At 43.0% G+C, this 21,899-nt stretch carries 25 protein-coding genes; 21 read left to right on the forward strand and 4 right to left on the reverse strand.

The genetic code is table 11. The annotated features are described in order from the left end of the window. The first annotated feature begins 350 nt into the window (after positions 1-350). Positions 351-701, forward strand: a complete 351-nt coding sequence (locus AC0VX7_RS04145; protein WP_475426808.1) for a MerR family DNA-binding transcriptional regulator — start codon at positions 351-353, stop codon at positions 699-701. Further along, positions 694-1,155 (forward strand): SRPBCC family protein, encoded by a 462-nt coding sequence (locus AC0VX7_RS04150; protein WP_475426809.1) that lies wholly within the window; start codon positions 694-696, stop codon positions 1,153-1,155. The genes AC0VX7_RS04145 and AC0VX7_RS04150 overlap by 8 nt, the downstream gene beginning before the upstream one ends. 37 nt (positions 1,156-1,192) lie before the next feature. Here AC0VX7_RS04150 and AC0VX7_RS04155 read toward each other — a convergent pair whose 3' ends face one another. Further along, positions 1,193-1,615 (reverse strand): Lrp/AsnC family transcriptional regulator, encoded by a 423-nt coding sequence (locus AC0VX7_RS04155; protein ID WP_475426810.1) that lies wholly within the window; start codon positions 1,613-1,615, stop codon positions 1,193-1,195. Between the two features lie 196 nt (positions 1,616-1,811). Between AC0VX7_RS04155 and AC0VX7_RS04160 the strand changes: the two genes are divergently transcribed. Then, entirely contained in the window at positions 1,812-2,378 is a 567-nt protein-coding gene (locus AC0VX7_RS04160; RefSeq protein WP_475428075.1) for a cysteine hydrolase family protein, read from the forward strand. Between the two features lie 245 nt (positions 2,379-2,623). On the opposite strand, the gene AC0VX7_RS04165 is transcribed toward AC0VX7_RS04160, so the two are convergent. Next, positions 2,624-3,064, reverse strand: a complete 441-nt coding sequence (locus tag AC0VX7_RS04165; protein WP_475426811.1) for a hypothetical protein — start codon at positions 3,062-3,064, stop codon at positions 2,624-2,626. A gap of 3 nt (positions 3,065-3,067) precedes the next feature. Continuing rightward, positions 3,068-3,412: an ASCH domain-containing protein gene (locus AC0VX7_RS04170; protein WP_475426812.1), complete on the reverse strand. Its 345-nt coding sequence runs from the start codon at positions 3,410-3,412 to the stop codon at positions 3,068-3,070. Between the two features lie 182 nt (positions 3,413-3,594). Here AC0VX7_RS04170 and AC0VX7_RS04175 point away from each other — a divergent pair, with 182 nt between their 5' ends. The 5 genes from AC0VX7_RS04175 (at position 3,595) to sdaAA (ending at position 8,187) form a co-directional block, all read left to right on the forward strand. After that, complete coding sequence (locus tag AC0VX7_RS04175) at positions 3,595-4,140, forward strand: sigma-70 family RNA polymerase sigma factor (protein ID WP_215036880.1); 546 nt, start codon at positions 3,595-3,597, stop codon at positions 4,138-4,140. Beyond that, positions 4,121-5,122 (forward strand): anti-sigma factor, encoded by a 1,002-nt coding sequence (locus AC0VX7_RS04180; protein ID WP_475426813.1) that lies wholly within the window; start codon positions 4,121-4,123, stop codon positions 5,120-5,122. The genes AC0VX7_RS04175 and AC0VX7_RS04180 overlap by 20 nt, the downstream gene beginning before the upstream one ends. 291 nt (positions 5,123-5,413) lie before the next feature. Then, positions 5,414-6,436 (forward strand): GGDEF domain-containing protein, encoded by a 1,023-nt coding sequence (locus tag AC0VX7_RS04185; protein ID WP_475426814.1) that lies wholly within the window; start codon positions 5,414-5,416, stop codon positions 6,434-6,436. A 152-nt stretch (positions 6,437-6,588) separates the two neighbouring features. After that, positions 6,589-7,254 carry an L-serine ammonia-lyase, iron-sulfur-dependent subunit beta gene (sdaAB, locus tag AC0VX7_RS04190; protein WP_215036883.1) on the forward strand — a complete coding sequence of 222 codons (666 nt, stop codon included), beginning with the start codon at positions 6,589-6,591 and terminating at the stop codon, positions 7,252-7,254. A gap of 27 nt (positions 7,255-7,281) precedes the next feature. Next, entirely contained in the window at positions 7,282-8,187 is a 906-nt protein-coding gene (gene sdaAA / locus AC0VX7_RS04195; RefSeq protein ID WP_475426815.1) for an L-serine ammonia-lyase, iron-sulfur-dependent, subunit alpha, read from the forward strand. 55 nt (positions 8,188-8,242) lie between these two features. Here sdaAA and asnA read toward each other — a convergent pair whose 3' ends face one another. After that, a complete protein-coding gene (gene asnA, locus AC0VX7_RS04200) occupies positions 8,243-9,232 on the reverse strand; it encodes an aspartate--ammonia ligase (RefSeq protein ID WP_475428076.1) in 990 nt (329 codons plus the stop codon). Between the two features lie 207 nt (positions 9,233-9,439). Between asnA and AC0VX7_RS04205 the strand changes: the two genes are divergently transcribed. The 13 genes from AC0VX7_RS04205 to AC0VX7_RS04265 all read left to right on the forward strand — a co-directional run bounded on the left by AC0VX7_RS04205 (position 9,440) and on the right by AC0VX7_RS04265 (position 21,855). After that, positions 9,440-10,603, forward strand: a complete 1,164-nt coding sequence (locus tag AC0VX7_RS04205) for a murein hydrolase activator EnvC family protein (protein WP_475426816.1) — start codon at positions 9,440-9,442, stop codon at positions 10,601-10,603. Between the two features lie 104 nt (positions 10,604-10,707). Then, positions 10,708-11,073, forward strand: a complete 366-nt coding sequence (locus AC0VX7_RS04210) for a MerR family transcriptional regulator (RefSeq protein WP_475426817.1) — start codon at positions 10,708-10,710, stop codon at positions 11,071-11,073. Next, positions 11,070-12,746, forward strand: coding sequence for an acyl-CoA dehydrogenase family protein (locus AC0VX7_RS04215; protein WP_475426818.1), 1,677 nt, complete (start codon positions 11,070-11,072; stop codon positions 12,744-12,746). The genes AC0VX7_RS04210 and AC0VX7_RS04215 overlap by 4 nt, the downstream gene beginning before the upstream one ends. 258 nt (positions 12,747-13,004) lie before the next feature. Beyond that, a complete protein-coding gene (gene tapA, locus AC0VX7_RS04220; RefSeq protein ID WP_475426819.1) occupies positions 13,005-13,922 on the forward strand; it encodes an amyloid fiber anchoring/assembly protein TapA in 918 nt (305 codons plus the stop codon). Positions 13,923-13,951: 29 nt separating this feature from the next. Further along, on the forward strand, positions 13,952-14,533 hold the full coding sequence (gene sipW / locus AC0VX7_RS04225) for a signal peptidase I SipW (RefSeq protein WP_475426820.1): 582 nt from the start codon (positions 13,952-13,954) through the stop codon (positions 14,531-14,533). Between the two features lie 69 nt (positions 14,534-14,602). Next, positions 14,603-15,235: a TasA family protein gene (locus AC0VX7_RS04230; protein ID WP_475426821.1), complete on the forward strand. Its 633-nt coding sequence runs from the start codon at positions 14,603-14,605 to the stop codon at positions 15,233-15,235. A 42-nt stretch (positions 15,236-15,277) separates the two neighbouring features. Then, complete coding sequence (locus AC0VX7_RS04235) at positions 15,278-16,174, forward strand: TasA family protein (RefSeq protein WP_475426822.1); 897 nt, start codon at positions 15,278-15,280, stop codon at positions 16,172-16,174. 69 nt (positions 16,175-16,243) lie between these two features. Continuing rightward, the gene (locus AC0VX7_RS04240) at positions 16,244-16,873 is read left to right on the forward strand and encodes a TasA family protein (protein WP_475426823.1); all 630 of its coding nucleotides are present in this window, start codon (positions 16,244-16,246) and stop codon (positions 16,871-16,873) included. Positions 16,874-17,011: 138 nt separating this feature from the next. Continuing rightward, entirely contained in the window at positions 17,012-17,308 is a 297-nt protein-coding gene (locus AC0VX7_RS04245; protein ID WP_475426824.1) for a DUF5658 family protein, read from the forward strand. A 138-nt stretch (positions 17,309-17,446) separates the two neighbouring features. Beyond that, the gene (locus tag AC0VX7_RS04250) at positions 17,447-18,985 is read left to right on the forward strand and encodes a SulP family inorganic anion transporter (protein WP_475426825.1); all 1,539 of its coding nucleotides are present in this window, start codon (positions 17,447-17,449) and stop codon (positions 18,983-18,985) included. A 278-nt stretch (positions 18,986-19,263) separates the two neighbouring features. Beyond that, positions 19,264-20,289, forward strand: coding sequence for an ABC transporter ATP-binding protein (locus AC0VX7_RS04255; RefSeq protein ID WP_475426826.1), 1,026 nt, complete (start codon positions 19,264-19,266; stop codon positions 20,287-20,289). Further along, on the forward strand, positions 20,264-21,052 hold the full coding sequence (locus tag AC0VX7_RS04260) for an ABC transporter permease (RefSeq protein WP_475426827.1): 789 nt from the start codon (positions 20,264-20,266) through the stop codon (positions 21,050-21,052). Before AC0VX7_RS04255 ends, AC0VX7_RS04260 begins: the two co-directional genes overlap by 26 nt. An 11-nt stretch (positions 21,053-21,063) precedes the next feature. Further along, the gene (locus AC0VX7_RS04265; protein ID WP_475426828.1) at positions 21,064-21,855 is read left to right on the forward strand and encodes an ABC transporter permease; all 792 of its coding nucleotides are present in this window, start codon (positions 21,064-21,066) and stop codon (positions 21,853-21,855) included. Positions 21,856-21,899: the final 44 nt, after the last annotated feature.

Below are 21,899 nucleotides of genomic sequence, written 5' to 3' on the forward strand. Positions count from 1 at the left end.
AGCGCGTGAACGTATATTGAACCTGCTGGATGAGAAGCAGGTTCCAGGCATCCGTCTTTATTTTGCCGGGATCAGCTGAAGGAGCTCCAAAATTGGACTGGCTCTGGATGAGCCGGACGAAGACGATGAGATCATCCTGGTCAATGGAATCAAGGTCGCTGTTGACCCATCGATTGAATATGAAGTGAAGAGTTTGACCATCGACTTTAATGAAGGTTTTCTTTTAACAAGAAACAATAGAGATTTCTGCTAAGCAGCCGCTGTTTTGGTGGCTGTTTTTCTATATTCACGAAAAAAATTGACTATGTGGTGCACTACATAGTTTAAGATGTTTCTATAAGGGGGCCGAAATGTACAAGGTAAGCGAATTTTCCAAAATGACGGGGCTCAGCAAGGAGACACTCAGGTATTATGCGGAGATCAAGCTGCTCGAGCCTGTATTCATCGACCCGAATAATAAATACCGCTATTATGACAATGGATCTTATTTGGTTGCGCTGTTATTGGTGCATCTGAGACGGTTCAATTTTACCATCCAGGAAATGTTGACCGTGGTGAATGATGAATCGTTTGAAAATCTCGAACAAATATTATTGAAAAAGAGACAAGGACTTGTGAATCAGGTTCAGAAGTTAAATGAACTCATTGAAGAGATGGATGATTTTTTCGAATTTGGGGTGGAGGGTGCAGAAGATGATTAAATGGTACGAAGAGCGGGTTATACCGGTCAATATCGAGACAATATGGACATTATTTCAGCTGGAGAATATTCAGAGAATCATGCCAAATGTAGTAGAGAACAAGGTGATTGAAAAGAAAGAAGGAATCGTCGGCACAAAATACGAACAGAAATACAAAGAAGGCAAGCGGATCGAAACCTATATCGTTGAAGACCTCGAGTACGAGAACACTCCTGATAAAAAACACAACAAAATCGGTTTCACACTAGCCAAAGCATTTCAGGTTGAAGCAGCGTTCACACTGGTCAAGGTCGGGGAGGATGAAACCAGGTTCATTTATCAAGGACAGAATACTGGACTGAACTTTCTGGGCAAGACATTACTTAAATTAGGCGGAGAAAAGAACAACAAAAAAGTCGTCACCGATTTTATGGATACAGTGGAAGAGGAATCTTTGAAAGAAGCGAAGAAATGATTAGAAGGCTGCCATTAATAAGTAGGCAGCCTTATTTTCATGTAATATGTTTGAATTCCACAGGTGAAGACAAGTTGATCAAAGTTGATGGGTGCCCGTATGCCATTGATTCATCGATAAACTCCTCAAGGTTTTCCACTGAACCTGCAAGGATTTTTACTAGATAACTATATTGTCCAGCTAGCCTGTGGCATTCGACGACCATTGGATGCTGAATGCAGAATTCACGGAACTCCTTGCAGCGCTTCGAATCGAACAGGATAAAAGCCAGCACTTGCTTGTTCACTTTTTTGGGATTGAGAATAGCGCGATATCCAAGAATCGTATCATTTTCCTCTAGTCGTTTTACTCGCTCCTTTACCGCAGGGACGGATAACCCCACTCGTCTCCCTAATTCAGTCATCGAAATCCTGCCATCATCCTGAAGATGGTGAAGGATATTTTTATCCACCTGGTCCATACTGACACCCCGTTTAATGTTTTTTAAGTAAGAGAATTTCTGCTTAGATACCTAATCTATGTTTTTAAGGAAAGATGACTTAAATGCAGTATATTTTAAAGAAAATGATTTGAAATAACGAAGAAACTTCATGTAAATTATATCCTTTTATCATTAAAATTACCTTATAAATGATAAGGGGCTGATGGATATGAAATTGACGAAAAATGATCCGCTGATTGTGATTGATGTACAAAAGGCTTTTTTTAACCCGGCCTGGGGGAACAGGAACAATCCGAATGCGGAAGAAAACATTGATAAACTGATCCGGCATTGGCGGGAAATGGGGCGACCGATTATGTTCGTGCAGCATATCTCTGAAAATAAGAGTTCCTTCTTTTTTAGTGAAAAGAAAGAAGACATTGAGTTCATGGACTTCATCCAGCCGTTGGAGGGAGAAATTGTAATCACCAAATCTGTGAACAGTGCTTTTATCGGTACTGATTTGCATCAAATCCTCGTGGATATGAAGAGTGAGCATATTGTCATTACGGGATTGACGACGAACCACTGTGTTGAAACGACAACACGCATGGCTGGCAATTACGGGTTTAATCCGATCCTCATTACCGATGCGACAGCAACATTTGACCGGAAAGGGATAAATGGAGAAGTCTACGAAGCAGAATTGATTCATGCCATGACGATGGCGAACCTGAATGAAGAATTTGCAGTAATTATGGATACTGAATCTCTTTTAAACGAGGGGATTCTTGTAAAATGAAGAATTTCTTCGTCCTGAAGTAGAAGTGATTTAGCGGAAATTCGTTAATATCGCCCATATGTTTAATTTTATTGGCGAATAACAAATTAATTCGACCACATTTCTCGATAATTCGACCACATTTTGAATTAATTCGACCACATTCCGATTTAATTCGACCACATTTTAGATTAATTCGACCAAGTCGTTAAATTCCGCCAATTGTTAAAGCCCGGGCAATGCCGCCCGGGCTTCATCCATCTTATTCACCACAAATTCGGTTTCACGACCATGAACCAGAGCATCGACATCAATAAGATGATGTAAGTCCAGATGGTGCGCTTTAATTTTGCGGAGAGTTCTATTTTATTCGCGCCTTCTTCGGCAAACTTCCGGAGTGTCGGCGAGAATGCCCTTGCCAGGAAAAAAAGCGAGGCAAACAGCAATGCCAAAGTCCCGACAATCCACGGCGTTTTCCATGTCCATGGGCCAAGGATGACGAGCAGCACTCCTGTTCCTATCAGTACATGGCCGGCGTGCTTTGACAGCCGCACGACTGACTTCAACAAAGCCAAGTGTGCCTCCAATTCTTTCCCCACAGCATCAGGCAGTTTTTTTACAATGGGCATCAAAATGAAGAAAGGCCCAATTGATGCAATCACGCTTGCAACGTGAAGATAAATAATGGCTCGATAAGCTAAGTCCATTTTTTATTCTGCAACAGGACTGAATTCGTGCACCCAGACGCGCATTTGTGGAAGCCAAGGCATTCCAGGGTGATAAGACAAAATCGACTGCTTGTACTCCTCGACATTTTCAAAGCCTTCGCGCTGAGCATCAGCGTCTGTCAATTCTCCAAGTGACTGGGAATAAACATTATCCACGACGAATTTCTTTCCTTTTAACTCCATGATTTCGCCTACATCAGCGTAACGGCCATTACGGCGAGTCGCTGTTTTCTTGCCTTCGAGTACCTTATTGATATCGTCTTCCATTGTGATCAGACGCTCAATCTCACACGTTTTTGGCGGTAAAGCATTGTTCTGTTCTGTCATTGAAAAAACTCCCTTCCTTTAGTTCCTATAATAATGTACCATACTTCGAAAAAGGAAAGCCAAGGCATTCAACGTGAAAATAGTGTTTTACAAACTTTTTAACAAAACTTTTCATATAGAGTGTAACATTTTATATAGTTCATCGTTTTAGTTATGAGATTTTAATAATGAGGGGCAGTAGTATGAATGACGGCAGAAGGAATGAACTCGACAATTTATATAGAAGGTACACAAAGCCCCTTTATTATTTTCTGCTGAAGCTTTCGGGCTCTCATCAGCTGGCGGAGGATTTGGTGCAGGAAACGTTTGTCCGCGCGACGATTTCGCTTTCTTTTTACCAGAATGAGGATGTGAGGGCCTGGCTTTATAAGGTGGCCCGCAATGCGTATCTGGATGAATGGCGCAGGCGACAGCGGAGAAAGTGGGTCCCGTTTGCGGATTATTTGTTTGCAAAGGATGAGATGGCGAGTCCATATGGGCTTCCGGAGGACGAGGCAATCCAGGCAGAGACCTCCGACGACCTGCAGCAGCTAATGACCTATTTGCCGGAGCAGTACCGCTCAATCCTATACCTGCGCGAGGTCGAAATGTTCAGTTACCAGGAAATTCAGGAAGCTCTTGAGCTGTCGGAAAATCAGGTGAAGGTGACGCTTCACCGTGCTCGGAAAAAGCTGGCGCAAATGGCGGAAAAACAAGGATGGAAGGACGATGAGCATGGAATGGAATAAGGATAAGGAAAAGAAAATCCTATTAAAATATCGATTCACGTTGACAATGAAGATAATCAGGATTATCGCAGCCACACTGTTTTTCTTCTGGCTGTATATGCTTGTCGTTTCAATCAGCTATGACGCCCTGGGTCTTGATAAAAAGCATATTTTTTACAGCCGGGTGGCGATGGACTGGACACAGCCGAATATGCACGAGGAGTTTGGCAGCATTGACTCGGCCGAAATCACACCTTTCTTTACGCAAAAAATGTCCTATCCTGTTTATAAAATGATTGGGAAAGAGATGGAACTCGTGGGTACCAAAAAGTTAGCCAAGCGGATGATACCAATATATTCAACGAATAATATCGAGTACCTAAAGCCTAAAACCGAAAGGGAACCCAATTTTTACCTGCCGGAACATCCGAAGACAGGCAACAAGCTTGAAGCAAATGAGGATCCAGCAGTTTGGACGAAGCTGGAAAAGGTCCACGAAGGTACGGTTGCCGAGCTTTCTTTTTCAACAAAAGAATATAAGACACCAGAAGAAATGCTGGAGTTTTTAAAGCCGTATGATCTCGATGTGCTATGGATGCCGCTGTATACCGGGGAGTTGAAGGAATATGAAGAAAGCTGGTGGGGAAGCAGTGAAACATTGTCAGTAGCACCTTTTGGATTTACAGGTGGGCGTGAAGCGGATAATCGTTACAGGTCCCAAAGCAAATACGGCCTTGAGGAAAAATTCACTGATTTAAATAAGAAATTGATGCTCCGGCAAATGAAAAATCTGATCGAAAATGAATCAACCAGCTACCGTGAAAATTTCCTCGGCCTCAGCTACCTTGAGGAGCGATATAATTACCTTATGAAGGAAGGATTCCAAGTCTACGGCGCGGTCGTGACTGGCCCGGTGAAGGAATTGCTGAAGCTAAAAGAAAACGAGCAGATCCAGGGAGCCAATCTTGGGGAAATGGCTTACTGGAATTGGTCTGAAGAGTAAAGTACCCGGTCTGAAAAATATTTTATCCATTTAAGAAGAAGCGGAGTCTTTCCTAGGACTTTTGCTTCTTCTTTTGCATTTAGAAATATACTAAAATAGAGTTTTCTAGTAAAATGGAAGTATAGGGTGCACAGCTGTCTTTTTACAGTGGATGCCCAATTCTAGACAGATTTACCTCAGTTTCAAAATAGTTACTTTCGAGAAATAATTAAGATAGATTGAGCGATGGACAATTAGGGATGGGTGCAGAAACGCCTACACCTGAGGCGGATCTCCGGGGAGATGAGGAAGATGTTTGATAAATTCGATACAATCGCTGAGCTGAAAAGAAGCGTGTATATGTGGTTACTGCCGATCATCACGGTTGCACTCGTCATCAACAGCTTCCTGAACATTCAGAGTCAGTTTGATACAGTAATAAACACCACACTCATTTTCTGGTTTTCTGTCAGCTGGGTTCTGGCATTCTTGAATCGGGGAATCCGGTTCGGCGAGTACTCAAATCTATTTTTAGTCAGCATATATCATGTCTCAACCTTATTTGATGTTGTCCACAACGATCTGGCGAAAACCGGGGGTTCGCTTGGTGATTTCATCGTCTGGATACCGTTGATCATCATGTTTTTCTTTCTGGTGCTGGGCACAAGAAGAGGGATGTATTTCTCGATTTTCATCTTCCTGATTACATTAACCATCGCGGTGATCTACAGCGGGCAAATGACTCCAGAATCAATCGATTCCCTGACGCAATTCCATGCGGCGAACATCGTCTATATTCTTGTACTCTTTTACGCGCAAAATATGTTCCGTGCTTTTACAGAGAGGGATTTCTTTAAAAAGCACGCCTATATTGATTCCCTGACCCGAGTGGCGAACCGGCACCAGATTGATGTCTGGCTCGAGGAAAAGCTCGAGGCTGCGGAGGATGGAAGGGCGTTTTCAATTATCTTTTTCGATATCGACCATTTTAAAAAGGTCAACGATGACTTTGGTCATAAAATCGGGGACTGTGTTTTGAAGGAGCTGTCTGCCATCGTCTCTGGTAATCTATCAGATGGTGACCTGTTCGGCCGCTGGGGCGGAGAGGAATTCATCCTGATTACGGATAATATCGATGGACAGGCCTATAAAAAAGCAGAGCACTTCCGCAAGATGGTCGAAAATCATTGCTTCAAAGGAGCTGGCAGTTTGACGGCGAGCTTTGGCGTCACGGATTACCAGGACGGAGACAATATTGATTCCTTGCTAAACCGTGCCGATGAAGGATTGTATGTATCGAAAAATTCTGGCAGGAACAAAGTTACCGTGAACTAGCCGTCCTCATTTATGGGGACGCTTTTTGTTCTTCCATTAAATTTATGATTAAACTATATTGATAATGTGGTAAGATAACTATGGTTAGGACTCTTTAAAAATGTTTATATATGAAATCGCTTTCAATAGATTGGAAAAAGGAGCAGTGCACCATGAAATATCGTTCTGCATTTGATATTATTGGTCCGGTGATGATCGGGCCGTCGAGTTCACATACAGCCGGTGCTGCAAGGATTGGCCGCATAGCGCGCACTTTATTCGAGAAGCAGCCGACGAAGGCCGTCATCTCCCTGTACGGCTCTTTTGCAAAGACCTATAAAGGCCATGGAACAGATTTGGCACTCGTTGCCGGAATCATGGACTTTGATACATTTGATGAACGGATTCCCAATGCTTTGAAAATCGCAGAGGAATTAGGCCTTGAAGTTGAATTCATTGCGGAGGATGCTGTTATGGAGCATCCGAACACTGTAAAAATAAATTTATATGATGGGCAGGGCAAGGAGCTTGAAATCGTCGGGATTTCCATTGGGGGCGGAACGGTTGAGATTACAGAAATCAATTCGTTCAAATTGAAGCTGTCCGGTGGCAATCCGGCAATCCTGGTCGTCCATCATGACAGATTCGGGCTGATTTCAGCCGTGACGACTGTTTTATCAAAGCATCAGATTAACATCGGCCATATGGAAGTCTCCCGAAAAGATAAGGGAGACACAGCAGTAATGGTCATTGAAATGGACCACAAAATCGAGGACGGCGTTTATGCCGAGTTAACTGCACTTGATGGAGTTGACCAGGTTATCCGTCTCGTTGATTAAATATGAGTTACATCAGGAGGGCTAGCGATGTTTCGTAATGTTGCGGAGCTTGTTGAATTAGCTGAAAAAAATAACGTTAAAATCGCCGAAATCATGATTCGGCAGGAAATAGAAGTTTCAGGACGTTCCCGTGAGGAGATCATTGCCCAGATGGATAACAACCTGCAGGTAATGGAACGCGCTGTGGAAAGAGGCTTGAATGGCGTTAAGTCCCAGACCGGCCTTACTGGCGGGGATGCAGTCCTGTTGCAAAAATACATCGACAGCGGAAAATCCCTGGCTGGCAAGCTATTATTGGATGCTGTCAGCAAGGCAGTTGCCACGAATGAAGTGAACGCGGCAATGGGCATCATCTGCGCGACACCGACTGCAGGATCAGCAGGCGTTGTTCCGGGGACACTTTTTGCAGTAAAAGAAAAGCTGAACCCGACGCGTATGGAGATGATCGAGTATCTGTTCACGACAGCGGCGTTCGGTTTTGTCGTTGCGAATAACGCATCGATTTCCGGCGCAGCAGGCGGTTGCCAGGCAGAAGTCGGTTCCGCTGCCGGAATGGCTGCGGCTGCCATCGTCGAAATGGCCGGCGGAACCCCGCAGCAGTCATCTGAGGCATTTGCAATCACGCTGAAAAATATGCTTGGATTAGTCTGCGACCCAGTCGCAGGACTGGTCGAAGTTCCATGTGTAAAAAGAAACGCAATGGGTGCTTCGAACGCCATCACTGCTGCCGACATGGCACTGGCAGGCATCACAAGCCGAATCCCTTGCGACGAAGTCATCGGCGCGATGTACGCAATCGGCCAGACAATGCCATCTGCATTAAGGGAAACAGCAGAAGGCGGACTCGCGGCAACACCAACAGGCAAGCGTTTAGAGGAAGAAATCTTTGGGAAGCCAAAGTCGAAGCTTGTGGATTATTTAATCCAAAAATAAGTTTGAAAAAGCCACTTTCAATTGAAGTGGCTTTTTCTAATGGACTGAGCTTTTTTTACAATAAATGAATGTTCCGTTTCTGGCACTCTTCGATCGTTTCCTCATTCCACACAGATACCTGCACCTCGCCAATATGGATTTTTTGCAGAAGAAACATGCACAGCCGTGATTGCCCGATTCCGCCGCCGATGGTGTAAGGAAGCTCCTTATTCAATAACGCCTGATGATACTCCAATTGTGTGCGTTGTTCCTGGCCGGCCAGCTTCAGTTGTTCCAAAAGAACTTTTTCATCCACCCTGACCCCCATTGAAGTGATCTCGATTGCCCGGTCCAAAGGTGGATACCAGAGCAACAGGTCGCCATTGAGATTCCAATCATCATAATCAGGTGAACGGGAATCATGCCTTTGTCCAGATCGAAGCTCATGCCCTATTTGAGTAATAAAAACTGCCCCGAATCTCTTTGTGATTTTGTCCTCCCGCTCCTTTGGTGAAAGGTCAGGATACAGCTCCTCCAGTTCCTGTGAAGAGATAAAGCTTATTTCTTTCGGCAGGATGGGATTCAAAACCGGATAAAGTTTTGCCAAAAAGCTTTCCGACCTTTTGATGACATCATAGATTTTTTTAACAGTGACTTTCAAGGTATTCACGTTCCGCTGCTTTCGGGAGATTACTTTTTCCCAGTCCCATTGGTCCACATAAAGGGAATGAAGATTGTCGAGAGTCTCGTCACGCCGAATCGCGTTCATGTCGGTATACAGCCCCTCGCCTTGAGAAAAACCGTACCGCTTCAACGCCATCCTTTTCCACTTGGCAAGTGATTGAACAATCTCAATCCTTTCGTTTTCCACATCAAGTGCATCAAAGGAAACAATCCGTTCATTTCCCGCCAAGTCATCATTGATTCCCTTCCCGCCTCTTACAAAAATCGGGGCAGACACCCTAGTCAGATCCAGTGCCTCCGCAAGATTGCTTTCAAAAAAATCCTTTGTCTTCTTGATTGCAACTTCTGTCTCCCTTAAGTCCAGTTTTGACTGATACTTCAAAGCAGCATTGCTCAATTCCTCTCATCCCCTCCAGATTCATTTAGCACTTTAGTGTATTTACGCAAACATCCATTTACTTTATGACAGCAGGAAGTGAAAGTTGCTACTGTCCTTCTGCAAAAACGAAAAGCGACAACAGAAGTCGACAGTTTTAGTAATGAAGTGCCTATATACTAGTTAATAGAATGAAGAAGTAGGGGGCGTGTGATGAGGAAAAAAGGTTGGGCGGCCGCAATTGCAATTGGACTAGTCATGACAGGGATTCATCCCGCTGAAGCTGCAGAATTATCGGACATCCGCCAGCAACGACTGAATCTTAAGCAGGATTTTACCAAGAAAGAAGCGCAAATCGACGCAATGGATGAGGCTGAGCAAAAATATCTCTCCGAACTAAAGGCATTGGACGATGAGGTGGCAGAGGTCAATCAGAAAATCCGTGACCTTCAAAGCGTACTTGATGGGTCAGCGAAATCTGTAGCAGACTTGCAGGCGGAAATCGAGGAACTTAGTGACATCATCGTCCAGCGCGAAAAGCGAATCAGAGAACGGCTGCGGACTATGCAGGCACAGGACGGGTTGGGGCTTTATGTAGGCATGATCTTTGATTCTAAAAATCTATCCCAATTGCTCGATGTGGCCACTGTCGTAAGTACCATCATAAAAGCCGATAAAGAGTTAATGGCAAAACATCAGGCAGACCTGCAGGTATTGAAGGATCAAGAGATTTTCCTCCAGCAGGAGATTGTTTCACTGGAGAAAGACCAGAAGGAAATGAATATATTGCAAGCTCAATTGCAAAAGAAGGCCGAAGAAAAGCAGAGCCTGCTTGATACTGTTCAGGATACAAAGCGGGAAAGCGAATCAGAGCTGATGGACATGTATGAGGTCTATGTCAATCTGGCATCCCAGGAGATTGCAATTTTAAAAGAAAATCAGAATCATCGGGAAGAATATCTCGCTGCGAACCCAGAAGACGTATTCATCATGCCGACAAGCGGCGAGATGACTTCAGGTTACGGTCCAAGATGGGGCAAGCTCCACGCCGGAATTGACATCGCCGACGAATCGCCTGACACCGAGGTGGTCGCCGCTGCTTCAGGAACGGTCATCCGCTCTTATTATTCAGCTACATATGGAAACTGCGTACTGATCACTCATAAAATTAACGGCAAGACATTCACCACGCTTTATGCCCATCTGGAAAAAAGCACTGTCACCACCGGGCAGTCCATCAGCAAAGGTGAAATGATCGGCTATATGGGAAACACCGGTGACAGCAGAGGCAAACATCTCCACTTCGAAATCCATGAAGGCCAGTGGAACTATGAAAAATCAAACAGCGTCGATCCGCTGGTATACGTGAAAAACTGAGCTAGATTCAATTTACGAATCTGGCTTTTTACAGTTGTTCTTTACGTTAACGTCAATGGTATAATTTATTTACTGATTATTCTGTTAAAAAAGAGGGTTTGATTATGAATTCGATTTCTGATCTGGCTGAAGAGTTTGGCGTCACCACAAGGACCATCCGTTATTATGAAGAGCTTGGATTGCTAAAGCCTTCCCGCACTGAAGGGGGACGGCGGATGTATACCAGCAGTGATGTGGCAAAGCTGAAACTCATCATCCGCGGTAAACGGTTCGGTTTTTCGCTTGAGGAAATCAAAGAAATGGTGCTGCTATTCGACGAGGATCGGTCCGGCGAAAAACAGTTGAAGTGTACCATTCAGTATGGAGAAGAGAAACTTGCAGAAGTGAACGAAAGAATAGCAGAGCTCGTAGAAATCAAAGAGGAAATCGAAAGGCTGATGATTGAATTTAAAGGGAGGTTACAAGGATGAACTTTTACGAAGAAGAACCGCAGTTTAGGGCATTGCTGAAGGAATTATTGGATGAGGAATTTTTTACGTATGCAGATAGGGAACTACATGCGTTCGGTGAAAAATGTGCCAACGAGATCGACGAACGAGCCAGATTTACCGACCGGGAAGGACAGCCAAAGCTAATTAAGTTCGATGCTTATGGTGAGGACATCTCTGAAGTTTGGGTGAATGATGGTTACCGGAAGACGGTCGAAGATTCATATAATACCGGCATTGTCGGTTATGTTCATAAAGAAATCCCAGAACTAGGTCGCCAGGGAAATTACATTTATTCCTATGCCCAGGGATATTTGTTATCCCAGACAGAGCCAGGGTTTTACTGTCCAGTCACACTTACGATGGCAACAGCTTATTTATTGGACCAATACGCCTCTCCAGAGGTGAAAGAGAAATTCCTGCCCCATGTTTTATCAACAGGAGAAACAACATTATACGAAGGCGCCACATTCCTGACCGAACGCCAGGGCGGATCCGACGTCGGCGCAAACGTAGTGAAGGCAGTCCAAACGGCGGACGGCTACAAGATCTACGGAGAAAAATACTTCGCCTCCAACGCAGGAATGTGCGGCGTCGCCATGGTTTTAGCAAGAAAAGAAGGAGCCCCATCCGGCACAAAAGGGCTTACCTTGTTCGCTGTTCCATGGCGCAAAGAAGACGGAAAACTCAACGGCATCAAAATTCGCAGACTCAAAGATAAACTCGGAGTACGCGCAGTCCCATCAGCCGAAGTCGAATTTGACGGGGCAGAAGCTTACGTAGTTGGCGATCCAGCAAAAGGCTTCTATTACATGATGGAAGCATTGAACCTCTCCCGCGTCTGCAACACCGTGGCCTCACTAGGCATCATGCGCCGCGCCTACCGCGAAGCACGGGAGTATGCACTAAAGCGCGACGCCTTCGGCAAAAAGCTCGCCGACTTCCCTATGATAAAAGATTCCCTGGTTAAAATGGCTGTCAAACTCGAAGTTGAAACCCGATCAGTGTTTAAGTACCTTCCATTGTTCGAAAAAGTCATGCGGAACGAACCAGGAGTAACAGAAAAAGACATCGTATTGAATCGACTCTACATCGCCCTCTTGAAAAAAGAAACCGCCGAACAAGCCGTCCACTTTGCACACGAAGCCATCGAAATGCACGGAGGAAATGGGTATATTGAAGACTTTGTTACGCCTCGATTACTGAGAGATGCTCAGGTACTGACTGTTTGGGAAGGGACAGCCAATATCCTTGGACTTGAAGTATTGAGGTTGATGGAGAAGTTCGGAGCTGGAGAGTTGTTTTTGGAGGAGATGAATGGGCGGATCTCTGGGGTGGAGGGAGAGTTTGTGGACCTAGTCCATGGAGGAATTCGGCAGCTGGAAAATCTGTTAGTGGCTCTGCAGATAGCATCTAATGATCATAAGACATTTCACTCCAAGCGGGTAGCTGAATTAATGGTGAAGATTTTTGAGAGTGTGAATGCGTTGGAATATGCTGTTAATGGGGATGAACGGGCTAAGAAAGTGATGGAAGTCTATATAAAAGAAACTTGGAAATCAAGATATGAATTTGTTGATCAATTAAAGCCAGTGGATTATTTTCATGAGGTAGTCAGCGGATTTTTGTCTCAAGAAAAATCCTTAGTAAAATAACGATACCATAGCGTCTCCTTAATTTAGGAGGCGCTTTCCTATATCTTATCGTTCTATATATATAACAAAATGTTCTATTTAGATTACGAAAAATTAAGAAAACTAGAGATAAAAAGAGATAACCAACGATATTCGTGCGTTATTAAGAAAATACAGCCGAATTTGACGTTTTTCAAAACTAGTATGTTGGCCTATACTCACAATATAAAGTTCGTTAAAAAGAACAAAAATTGTGCGGTATAAGGGAAGTTGATAAAAGTGAAAAGAAAATTCACCAACTTCGTTCTCCAAATCATACATACATTGAGTAGTTCAATACAAAAGGATAACAGGGAGGGGAGAACTATTCGATACTCTAGATCGAGGAAGTTTAGAAAGCGTTATGTCTTTTTTCGTAAATCGATGCAAGTACTTCTTGTATGGTACCTGCTTATTTTTACCGTCATTCAACTTAATTCTTTTACTAATGCAGCATTTAATGATGTAGAGGAATTACAAGCTTCAATCCATGTGAAATGGCCGATTGATGAATGGGATAAAAGCTCGTTAGACTTTGATGTTGCTGGACTTGAAAGAGGTGGTTCGTGTCAGCCTCCAGAAGTATATGCAGAAATATATAACGATGGAGAAGATATGACTTTCTCTACATGGACATGGGAATTGTTTAAGGTTGGAAAAGGGCAGGATACCAAAACACCTATAAGTCCAGTACTGGAAAGTGGAGAAGTACCAATGATTAAGGCTGGTGAAAAAGGAAGGATTATAACAACCAAACTTCAGGAGCTTCCAGGCGATGGTCAGTATAGATTTAAAGTAACGAAACCTGATCGACCAGGGCAGGAAGCCATTTGGAGTGAGGTAATTGAAATAGAGGGTTGTATTGCTGGGAAAGTAGAAACTGAGCAAACGGTCACAGAAGAGAAACCAACCGAATCCATTGAAAAAACTGATACCAATACTAGCCAAACTACTGAAGAAACAAAAGACTCACCTGAAAAAGTTAAGGAAAGCTCGGACTCTGAATCAGCAAATGAAGAGTCCGAAGAAGAGAACACCGAATCGTCAGATAGCAATGAAGAAGATAGCACAAATCAAGAATCATCTAGTGAGGATCAAACAGAAGAGCAGCAGCCAACTGATTCGACTAATGGATCTGATGAGAGTAATGGTAACTGATAATTAATGAGAACAGAAAGGAGAACAAAATGAAGAGAACAACTAAAATTATTGGAAATGTTTTATATGGAGTAGTGTTTGCCACATTGCTTCTCATGATAGTAATGGTAATTTCCTCACGAGCATCTGGTGGGGAGCCACAATTGTTTGGGTACCAATTTAAAACCGTTCTTTCAGGATCGATGGAACCAACCTTTAAAACTGGATCACTCATAGTAGTTGAAGAAGTTAAGGATGCCAAAAACTTAAAAGAAAACGACGTGATTACATTCAGGCAAGACGAGAAGAATGTTGTGACTCACAGAATTGTAGAAGTGGTTAAGCAAGGAGACAATATCTTCTACCGCACCAAAGGTGATAACAACGAAGAAGCTGATATGAATCCTGTTATGACTCAGAATATAGTCGCAAAATACTCAGGTATTACAATTCCATTCATCGGATACTTCCTAAACTTTGCTAGCACTCCATTGGGAACCGGTCTTTTGCTTATCATCCCAGGATTGTTGCTCCTTGGCTATGCTGCCTGGACAATTAGACTAGCAATTAAAGAAATCGAAGAAAGAACAAAAGTTGCATCTGCACCAGATCAGAAACAAATAGTTTCCTAGGTTGTTACTCTTTTAGAGTGCACATATACATACCCTTCTGGGGTGAGAAATTTTGAGGAGGAATAATAAATGAGTATCAAAAAGAAAATGGGCATTGGAATCTTAACAGGTGCATTAGGCTTATCCCTAATTGGTGGTGGAACTTGGGCAGCATTCAACGATGTGGAAAACACTACTAACACTTTTGAAGCTGGGACATTGGATTTAACTACTGATAAAACTGTCCTTTTTAACCTAAGTAATCTAAAACCCGGCGATTATTTTACCAAAACATTGAAACTTGGCAACAACGGTTCATTAGCAATAGACGACATTTTTTTGAAATCAACAGTAAGTGGATGGGAAGATGTTAAACATTCAAACCTACCTTTTAACGGAGAAAACGGTCAGATTGATTTCCTTAAACAATTCAAAGTAACTATCAAACGTGATGGTGTATCTTTAGGAACAGTAACAGCAGATCAATTAATGTCTTACACTTCAAATCCGCGTGAAATCACAGGGAGTGGAACTAACCCTGCACTTCTTTCAGGTGAAGATATGGATATTGAAGTAAAAGTAGAGTTTGTTAACGACCCTGCAACTTATTCAGGTAGCAGACTGCATACTCAAAACAAATATCAAGGTGAAGGCGCAGATATTTCATTAAAGTTTGAAGCAACACAAATGCCTGGAGAAGAAAGAAGTAACGACGCTGAATAAATTTTTCATTACCGATTAAGTTCATTATAGGAGGAGAAAACAATGAGTTTAAAGAAAAAAATCACTATGGGTGCGCTATCTGCCACTCTTGGTCTTTCATTAGTTGCAGGAGGAACATGGGCAGCGTTTAACGATGTTGAAACGGTGTCTGCTGGCATGGAAGCAGGTACATTAAAACTGGATTTGAAAAAATATGAAAATAAACCATTTAATTTTCAAATTTCAGACTTGAAACCTGGAGATAAAATGACAAGGAATATCAAATTAGTAAACAGCGGTACCCTTGCTATCAAAGATGTATTGATGTCAATTGAGAGTGTACAGTTTACAGATTACGTACCAGCAGTGGGTGATGCTGGTTATGAAGATGATGATACATGGGGAGATAATAACGTTGTTCAGTATTTGAACCAATTCAGAGTCACAGTTATGCAAGTAGGTGCTGAAGGTGGTTCCGGCGGATTCCCTCATCCTCTCATTCCTGCTGATAAGGATGTAAGGTTAGGTGATTTTTACTTAGCATCTGGTTCTTTAGCTGGTGATGCTAGTAAACAACATGATGGTGTTACACAGGCTGATATTAACAATGCACTTTCTAACGTTTGGGGAGCAGTGGACCATACTTACATTGATGCAGCGTCTCGCCGCATAAATGGAGCTACTATTAATCCTAACGAGTGGACGGGGCTACCTGTTAATCCTAATGACGATGATGTAATTGAAATTTCTATAGAATTTGTTAAAGATAATAATTTAAACGATAAAGGTACTTATGTGCAAAACAAATACCAAGGCGATACTGCAACTGTAAACTTCCAATTCGAAGCAAGACAATGGGGAGGTCAGGAAGTAACTGACAGCGATATTGGTGCAGGACGTAAGGGCGCTGGTAAAGAAGGCTACATTCAAACTAATGAACGTGCAAATAATGGTAACTAATCCTTATTAACATTTGATTGGAAGGCAGGGTCTCCCTGCCTTTCCTAAAAAATGGAAAGGAAACATAATATGAGGAATTTCTTCATAACCATAATCATTACTTTCTTGTCCTTGATTTTACCTGCCACTTCTAATGCAGTATCCAACGAAAACGATACTGTTAATCAAGTTACACAAAAAGAAATAGACATTGCTACCAGTCCTCATAAAATATTTTTTAATCTCAGCAATATTAAACCAGGGGATCGAGTTACTAAAATACTTACTATATATAATAATGGAAAACAAGATTTTAACTATTTGTTTTCAAATAACTTTGTGACAGGATCTGAAAAATTCTATAATGAATTACTTTTAAAAGTGAGTGATAGTAATAAGGTTCTTTATGAAGGAAAGTTAAAGGACTTTCATAAGTTAGATGCCCGTGGCTTGAAAAATGGAACTGAAGAGGAATTAGTCTTTGCAGTCGAAATTCCTTTTGAGTTGGGAAATGAGTTCCAGGGAGTTGGATGCGAGTTTCAATTCAAGCTTTATGTAGAAGGTACATTGGGTGGGGTATTACCAGTCGATGGTCCCAAACTTCCGAACACTGCTACTGGAATGTTTAACTTGATGGCGCTTGGTGCTGCATTGATAATTGGTGGTTTTATCTTTTATTCTGTATTGAATAAGAGACGCCAGGACATTAATCCGACATGAGACTGACCCTGATAGAAGAGTATCAAGGTCAGTTTTTATGTCCGATAAATTGAAGGTTGCCAGTTATTATTCCTCAGTTTAGGGAAACAATGTGATATATAATTGAATTTTTTTAAAAGACCAATGAGGTGAATTCCATTGATACTCCTTTTTTACTATCTAACTATCCTGAACCTTCTCGACGGAGCTGTAACCTGGTTTGGCCTCAGGTATGTACTTATCTCCGAACTGAATCCACTGATGCACGCAATATACGAGAATAACCCTTTAATGTTCATATTGACAAAAGCTGCTCTCTCCATTTTCCTCTTATTATTCATCTTGCTTAAGAAAGTCCCTCGTTCATTTTTAATCAAAGGACTAACTGTATTTGCTTCTGTTTCATATACGGCTGTTTTCTGCTTGCATAGCTTCTGGCTAATTCAGCTTGCTTGATCAGTCAGATCTCTTGTTTTAACTCTTCAGAATGATCTTCGAAATGTTCACTTCTTTTTACTATTTTCATATTCATTATCCATTTTAACAGGCGTATAATTTTTCTTATAAAAGAATAGGAAAGAAGGCGTATCGTACATGTTTCAGATGCTGAAGCGTGAACTATTGGCCGGGATTACGGTTTCGGTTGTTGCGCTGCCGCTTGCGTTGGCTTTTGGGATGCAGGCGACGGGTAATTCGGATGGAGCCATTATTGGTTTGTATGGTGCCATCATCACTGGTTTTTTTGCGGCTTTGTTTGGCGGAACGAAGGGCCAGGTAACGGGGCCGACTGGTCCAATCACGATTATCTTTACGGGGATTGTGGCTACTCAGGGGCTGGAGTATGCATTTATTGCCGCGTTTATGGGTGGCCTATTTCAGATTGTATTTGGGCTACTTAAAGCAGGCAATTATTTAAAATTCATTCCGTTGCCGGTGGTCAGTGGTTTTATGAATGGAATCGCCATCATCATTATCATGGGACAGCTGCAGTATGTGACGGGCAGCTTTTTGGTGGTGATATTGACGATTGTCTTTATGCTGGTGGCGATGAAATGGATCAAGAGTATCCCACCAAGCTTGATGGCGCTGATTTTAGGGACAGTGGCGGTAATCCTTCTGGAAAAAGTACTGCCTGCCGTCCATTTCACACTGCCTTTTTTTATCAATGACTTCATTTTCTTTGACACTGCCGAAAGGATTGGCGAGATTCCGAAAGGGCTGCCACAATTTCACCTGCCAATTGCAGACATAAGTGTCATCATCCAATTGATTCCGGCAGCATTAAGCATTGCGGTGCTTGGGTCAATTGACTCCCTGCTGACTTCGGTTGTCATGGACAATATGACAGGTACAAAGCACAAGAGCAATAAAGAGTTAATTGGCCAGGGAATTGGTAACACCCTTGCTGGATTATTTGGTGCTATGCCGGGGGCTGGGGCGACAGTCAGATCCGTAGTCAATTTACGAAGCGGGGGGCAGACTGCTTTATCTGCTATGATTCATAGTGTAGCTCTTCTGCTGTTCATGCTAGTATTCGGTCCGCTGGCGGAAGAAATTCCACTCGCAGTTCTAGCCGGCATTTTAATCATGACCGGAATCACAATGTTCGATTATGACAGCTTGAAAATCCTTAAGGATGAGCCACGTACCGATGCAGCGGTCATGCTGGTGACGATGATTTTAACAGTAGCTATTGACCTTATGGTAGCCGTCGGCGTCGGAATCGTGATGAGTGCGCTGATTTTCATGAAGCGGATGAGTGAGGAAGGCTTCAAGATTAATAGTAAAACGGATAGTGGTTTAAAGGTTTATAGCTTGGAAGGTCCGCTTTATTTCGGTGCCACAGAGCTAATAACCAAGACAATCAGTGCAGAAAACAGTCCTGATATAGTTATAGATATAGAAAAAGTAACGGTTGTTGATGCTTCCGGTGCACTGCTCCTGATACAGCTTAAAGACCAATTAAAAGAGCGGGGCCAGAATCTTTATCTTGTCGGCAACGACCTTGACCTCGGCGGGATCCTGCGGAAGATGAATATATTCTATGAATTTGGCACTGCCGGACACTTTGAAACCCTGGAAGAACTAATCACTTATTTAAAGTTTAATAATAAAATAGTTCACGGTGCCTGAGTAAAATCAGGCACCATTTATTTTTTTACAATACAGTTGCCAAAATTTTCTTTAACAGGTACAATATGAAAGTATTCAAATAACTTAAGGAGGCAGTCGAAATGATTAACACAACTAATGGAACAGCAACAACAATTTCATATGTTTTACCTTCGGCCTGCCTGTATTGTGTGTAGTGCGATTATTTTTCGTGTAAAAAATAAAGCTTAACCACAGACTGCGTGTCTGTGGTTTTTTTGTGCCTAAAAATCGAATGTATGTTCTTGGAGAGTGATAATGTGATTACTGTTGAAAATTTAAAAAAGGAATATAAATTGGTGAAGCGCGACCCTGGTCTTAAAGGGGCAATCAAGTCGCTTTTTAACCGAAAGTATGAGACGAAGCATGCGGTGAAGGGGATTAATTTTACCATTGAGCAGGGTGAGACGGTTGGCTATATCGGCGCGAATGGTGCCGGTAAGTCGACGACGATCAAGATGCTGACGGGGATTCTGACACCAACGTCTGGCAAGGTGACGGTGAATGGGCTGGTACCATATGAAAATCGCCAGAAGAATGCGGTTAATATCGGAGCGGTCTTTGGACAGAGGACACAGCTGTTCTGGGACATTCCGGTACGTGAATCTTATAATCTCTTGAAGCATATTTACGAGATTCCGGAGCAGGAATATCAGGAGACAGTCGAGATGTTCACGGAAGTCTTGAATCTTGAGCCGCTTCTCGGCATTCCGGTCAGACAGCTTTCACTTGGGCAAAAAATGCGCTGTGAGCTGGCTGCAGCCTTCCTTCACAGGCCTAAGGTTGTTTACCTGGATGAGCCGACGATCGGTCTTGATATTGCAGTAAAAGTGAAAATCAGAAAGTTTATCAAGGAAATGAATCAGCGCTGGGGCACAACAGTGCTGCTGACTACACATGACATGCAGGACATCGAGGAAATTTGCGACCGGATCATCATCATTGATGGCGGTACGATTTTATACGATGGTGGCCTTGAGCAGATAAAAAAACAATTTGGCCAGCAGCGGGTCATCCATTTTGAACTGGCAGATAAGGAAAAGTTCGTATTGCCCGAGTCACTCATCGGTCAGGCGGAAGTTTTACCGAATGATGAAGAAACGAAGGTCAGCTTAGCGTTTGACCATGAGACTGTTAAAAGCTCGTTGGTCATTTCGGAAATGATGAGCATGTATGAAATTGGCGATTTGAATATAGCGGATCCTAAGATCGAGACGATCGTTGAGGAGCTGTACAACAAGCAGGAACAGGGGGGAGAGCATGAGAAAGTATTGGCAAATAGCTAAAGGGCGGATGCAGGAGAATACTGCCTATTCAGCCTGGTACTGGGCTGGGAGCATATCATCAGTGATGAGGCTGTTGATTATTTACTTCTTCTGGCAGGCGGTTTATGCAAACCAGACGACGATTCAAAATATCAATCTTGAAACGATGCTGACATACATCGTGATTGCGATGTTGCTGCAGGGATTTGTTGGCGGTGTCGGCAATGAGCTTGCGGAGAATATCAAGGAGGGGCAGGTCGCAATTGAGCTGATGCGCCCTTACGATATGATTTTTAAAATGTTTGCAGTTGATGTAGGTGAGAAAGTCATGTACTTGATTCAGGGAACTATTCCGATGGTATTGATTGTTTACTTCTTTATGGATTTAAGCTTTCCAAAATCACCTGAGACGATTTTGCTATTCGTGGTGAGTGCGCTGGTGGGAATCTGGATCGGAACATTTTTTGATTTCCTCGTCGGTGTCCTCGCGTTCTGGACAGTCAATGTCTGGGGAGTAAGGGTCCTGAAGGAATCACTAATAACTTTTTTCTCGGGAGCGTTGGTACCAATCACGCTTTTCCCGGATTGGCTCAGAACCATCACTGAGTTCCTGCCGTTTCAGGCAATGGTGTATCTGCCGGTTTCGATTTTTTCTGGGCTGATCACTGGAACGGAAGCTTATATGGCGCTTGGAGTCCAGCTGTTTTGGCTGATTTCATTGTATGTTTTAGTAAGGGTAATCTGGTCGCAGGCGATTAAACAGATTACGATTTTTGGAGGATAGGAGGCGATTCTATGCGTCGTTATACGAGACTATATTGGGAGTTTGCGAAGAGCCATATGAAGGTGATGATGGAGTACCGGATCGACTTTTTGATCGGTGTCGCCTCGGTCATGCTTGAGCAATTCGCTTCGATCTTTTTTGTAAAAGTGGTGTTCGATCACATTGAGCAGATCAATGGCTGGTCATTTTACGAGATATTGTTCATTTACGGAATCGCGGCAACGGGCCGTTCGATCCACCAGATTTTCTTTGATAATCTTTGGACGCTCGGCTGGCAGTATATCAGGCCCGGAAAACTCGACCGTCTGTTAATCAGGCCGGTCAATCCGTTATTTCATGTCGTGGCGGACCGGCTGCATCAGGATGGTTTCGGCCAGCTGATTATCGGGTTGATTATCCTAGGAACAGCGATTCCACAGCTTGACCTTGTTTGGGGAGCAGCGGAAATTGCGATGCTGGTTATCATGATCATTTCATCCGGCTTGATTTTCGTGGCGATTAACTTATTTTTCGCGACATTCAGCTTCTGGATGATTGACAGTCTTCCTATAGTATGGGCAGTTTTCAACCTGAGCGATTTTGCCAGATACCCACTGACGATTTACCACAAAGGAATTCGCATGTTCCTGACTTGGATCATTCCTTACGGGTTCACGGCATTCTATCCGGCAGCCTATTTTATCGACAAGTCCGGCTACAAGGAATTTGCACTCTGGACCCCGGTTGCAGCGGTTGTTTGCTGTGTCCTTGCCTATGCATTTTGGAATAGAGGATTGAAGGCTTTCGCAAGTACGGGCAGTTAAGCTAAAAGCAACTTGTGAAATATAGGGAATTATCAGATAATACG

The sequence above is a fragment of the Mesobacillus sp. QJM3NY_10 genome (assembly GCF_056173465.1).

What these genes read in the sequence shown, in the direction of transcription:
- AC0VX7_RS04235 (WP_475426822.1), top strand. Translation starts at nt 15,278, where the DNA reads ATGAGTTTAAAGAAAAAAATCACTATGGGTGCGCTATCTGCCACTCTT.
- AC0VX7_RS04265 (WP_475426828.1), top strand. Translation starts at nt 21,064, where the DNA reads ATGCGTCGTTATACGAGACTATATTGGGAGTTTGCGAAGAGCCATATG.
- AC0VX7_RS04165 (WP_475426811.1), bottom strand. Translation starts at nt 3,064, where the DNA reads ATGGACTTAGCTTATCGAGCCATTATTTATCTTCACGTTGCAAGCGTG.
- AC0VX7_RS04215 (WP_475426818.1), top strand. Translation starts at nt 11,070, where the DNA reads ATGAACTTTTACGAAGAAGAACCGCAGTTTAGGGCATTGCTGAAGGAA.
- AC0VX7_RS04145 (WP_475426808.1), top strand. Translation starts at nt 351, where the DNA reads ATGTACAAGGTAAGCGAATTTTCCAAAATGACGGGGCTCAGCAAGGAG.
- AC0VX7_RS04180 (WP_475426813.1), top strand. Translation starts at nt 4,121, where the DNA reads ATGAGCATGGAATGGAATAAGGATAAGGAAAAGAAAATCCTATTAAAA.
- sipW (WP_475426820.1), top strand. Translation starts at nt 13,952, where the DNA reads ATGAAGAGAACAACTAAAATTATTGGAAATGTTTTATATGGAGTAGTG.
- AC0VX7_RS04170 (WP_475426812.1), bottom strand. Translation starts at nt 3,412, where the DNA reads ATGACAGAACAGAACAATGCTTTACCGCCAAAAACGTGTGAGATTGAG.
- AC0VX7_RS04175 (WP_215036880.1), top strand. Translation starts at nt 3,595, where the DNA reads ATGAATGACGGCAGAAGGAATGAACTCGACAATTTATATAGAAGGTAC.
- sdaAB (WP_215036883.1), top strand. Translation starts at nt 6,589, where the DNA reads ATGAAATATCGTTCTGCATTTGATATTATTGGTCCGGTGATGATCGGG.
- AC0VX7_RS04240 (WP_475426823.1), top strand. Translation starts at nt 16,244, where the DNA reads ATGAGGAATTTCTTCATAACCATAATCATTACTTTCTTGTCCTTGATT.
- AC0VX7_RS04205 (WP_475426816.1), top strand. Translation starts at nt 9,440, where the DNA reads ATGAGGAAAAAAGGTTGGGCGGCCGCAATTGCAATTGGACTAGTCATG.
- sdaAA (WP_475426815.1), top strand. Translation starts at nt 7,282, where the DNA reads ATGTTTCGTAATGTTGCGGAGCTTGTTGAATTAGCTGAAAAAAATAAC.
- AC0VX7_RS04150 (WP_475426809.1), top strand. Translation starts at nt 694, where the DNA reads ATGATTAAATGGTACGAAGAGCGGGTTATACCGGTCAATATCGAGACA.
- AC0VX7_RS04210 (WP_475426817.1), top strand. Translation starts at nt 10,708, where the DNA reads ATGAATTCGATTTCTGATCTGGCTGAAGAGTTTGGCGTCACCACAAGG.
- AC0VX7_RS04155 (WP_475426810.1), bottom strand. Translation starts at nt 1,615, where the DNA reads ATGGACCAGGTGGATAAAAATATCCTTCACCATCTTCAGGATGATGGC.
- AC0VX7_RS04230 (WP_475426821.1), top strand. Translation starts at nt 14,603, where the DNA reads ATGAGTATCAAAAAGAAAATGGGCATTGGAATCTTAACAGGTGCATTA.
- AC0VX7_RS04250 (WP_475426825.1), top strand. Translation starts at nt 17,447, where the DNA reads ATGTTTCAGATGCTGAAGCGTGAACTATTGGCCGGGATTACGGTTTCG.
- AC0VX7_RS04260 (WP_475426827.1), top strand. Translation starts at nt 20,264, where the DNA reads ATGAGAAAGTATTGGCAAATAGCTAAAGGGCGGATGCAGGAGAATACT.
- AC0VX7_RS04185 (WP_475426814.1), top strand. Translation starts at nt 5,414, where the DNA reads ATGTTTGATAAATTCGATACAATCGCTGAGCTGAAAAGAAGCGTGTAT.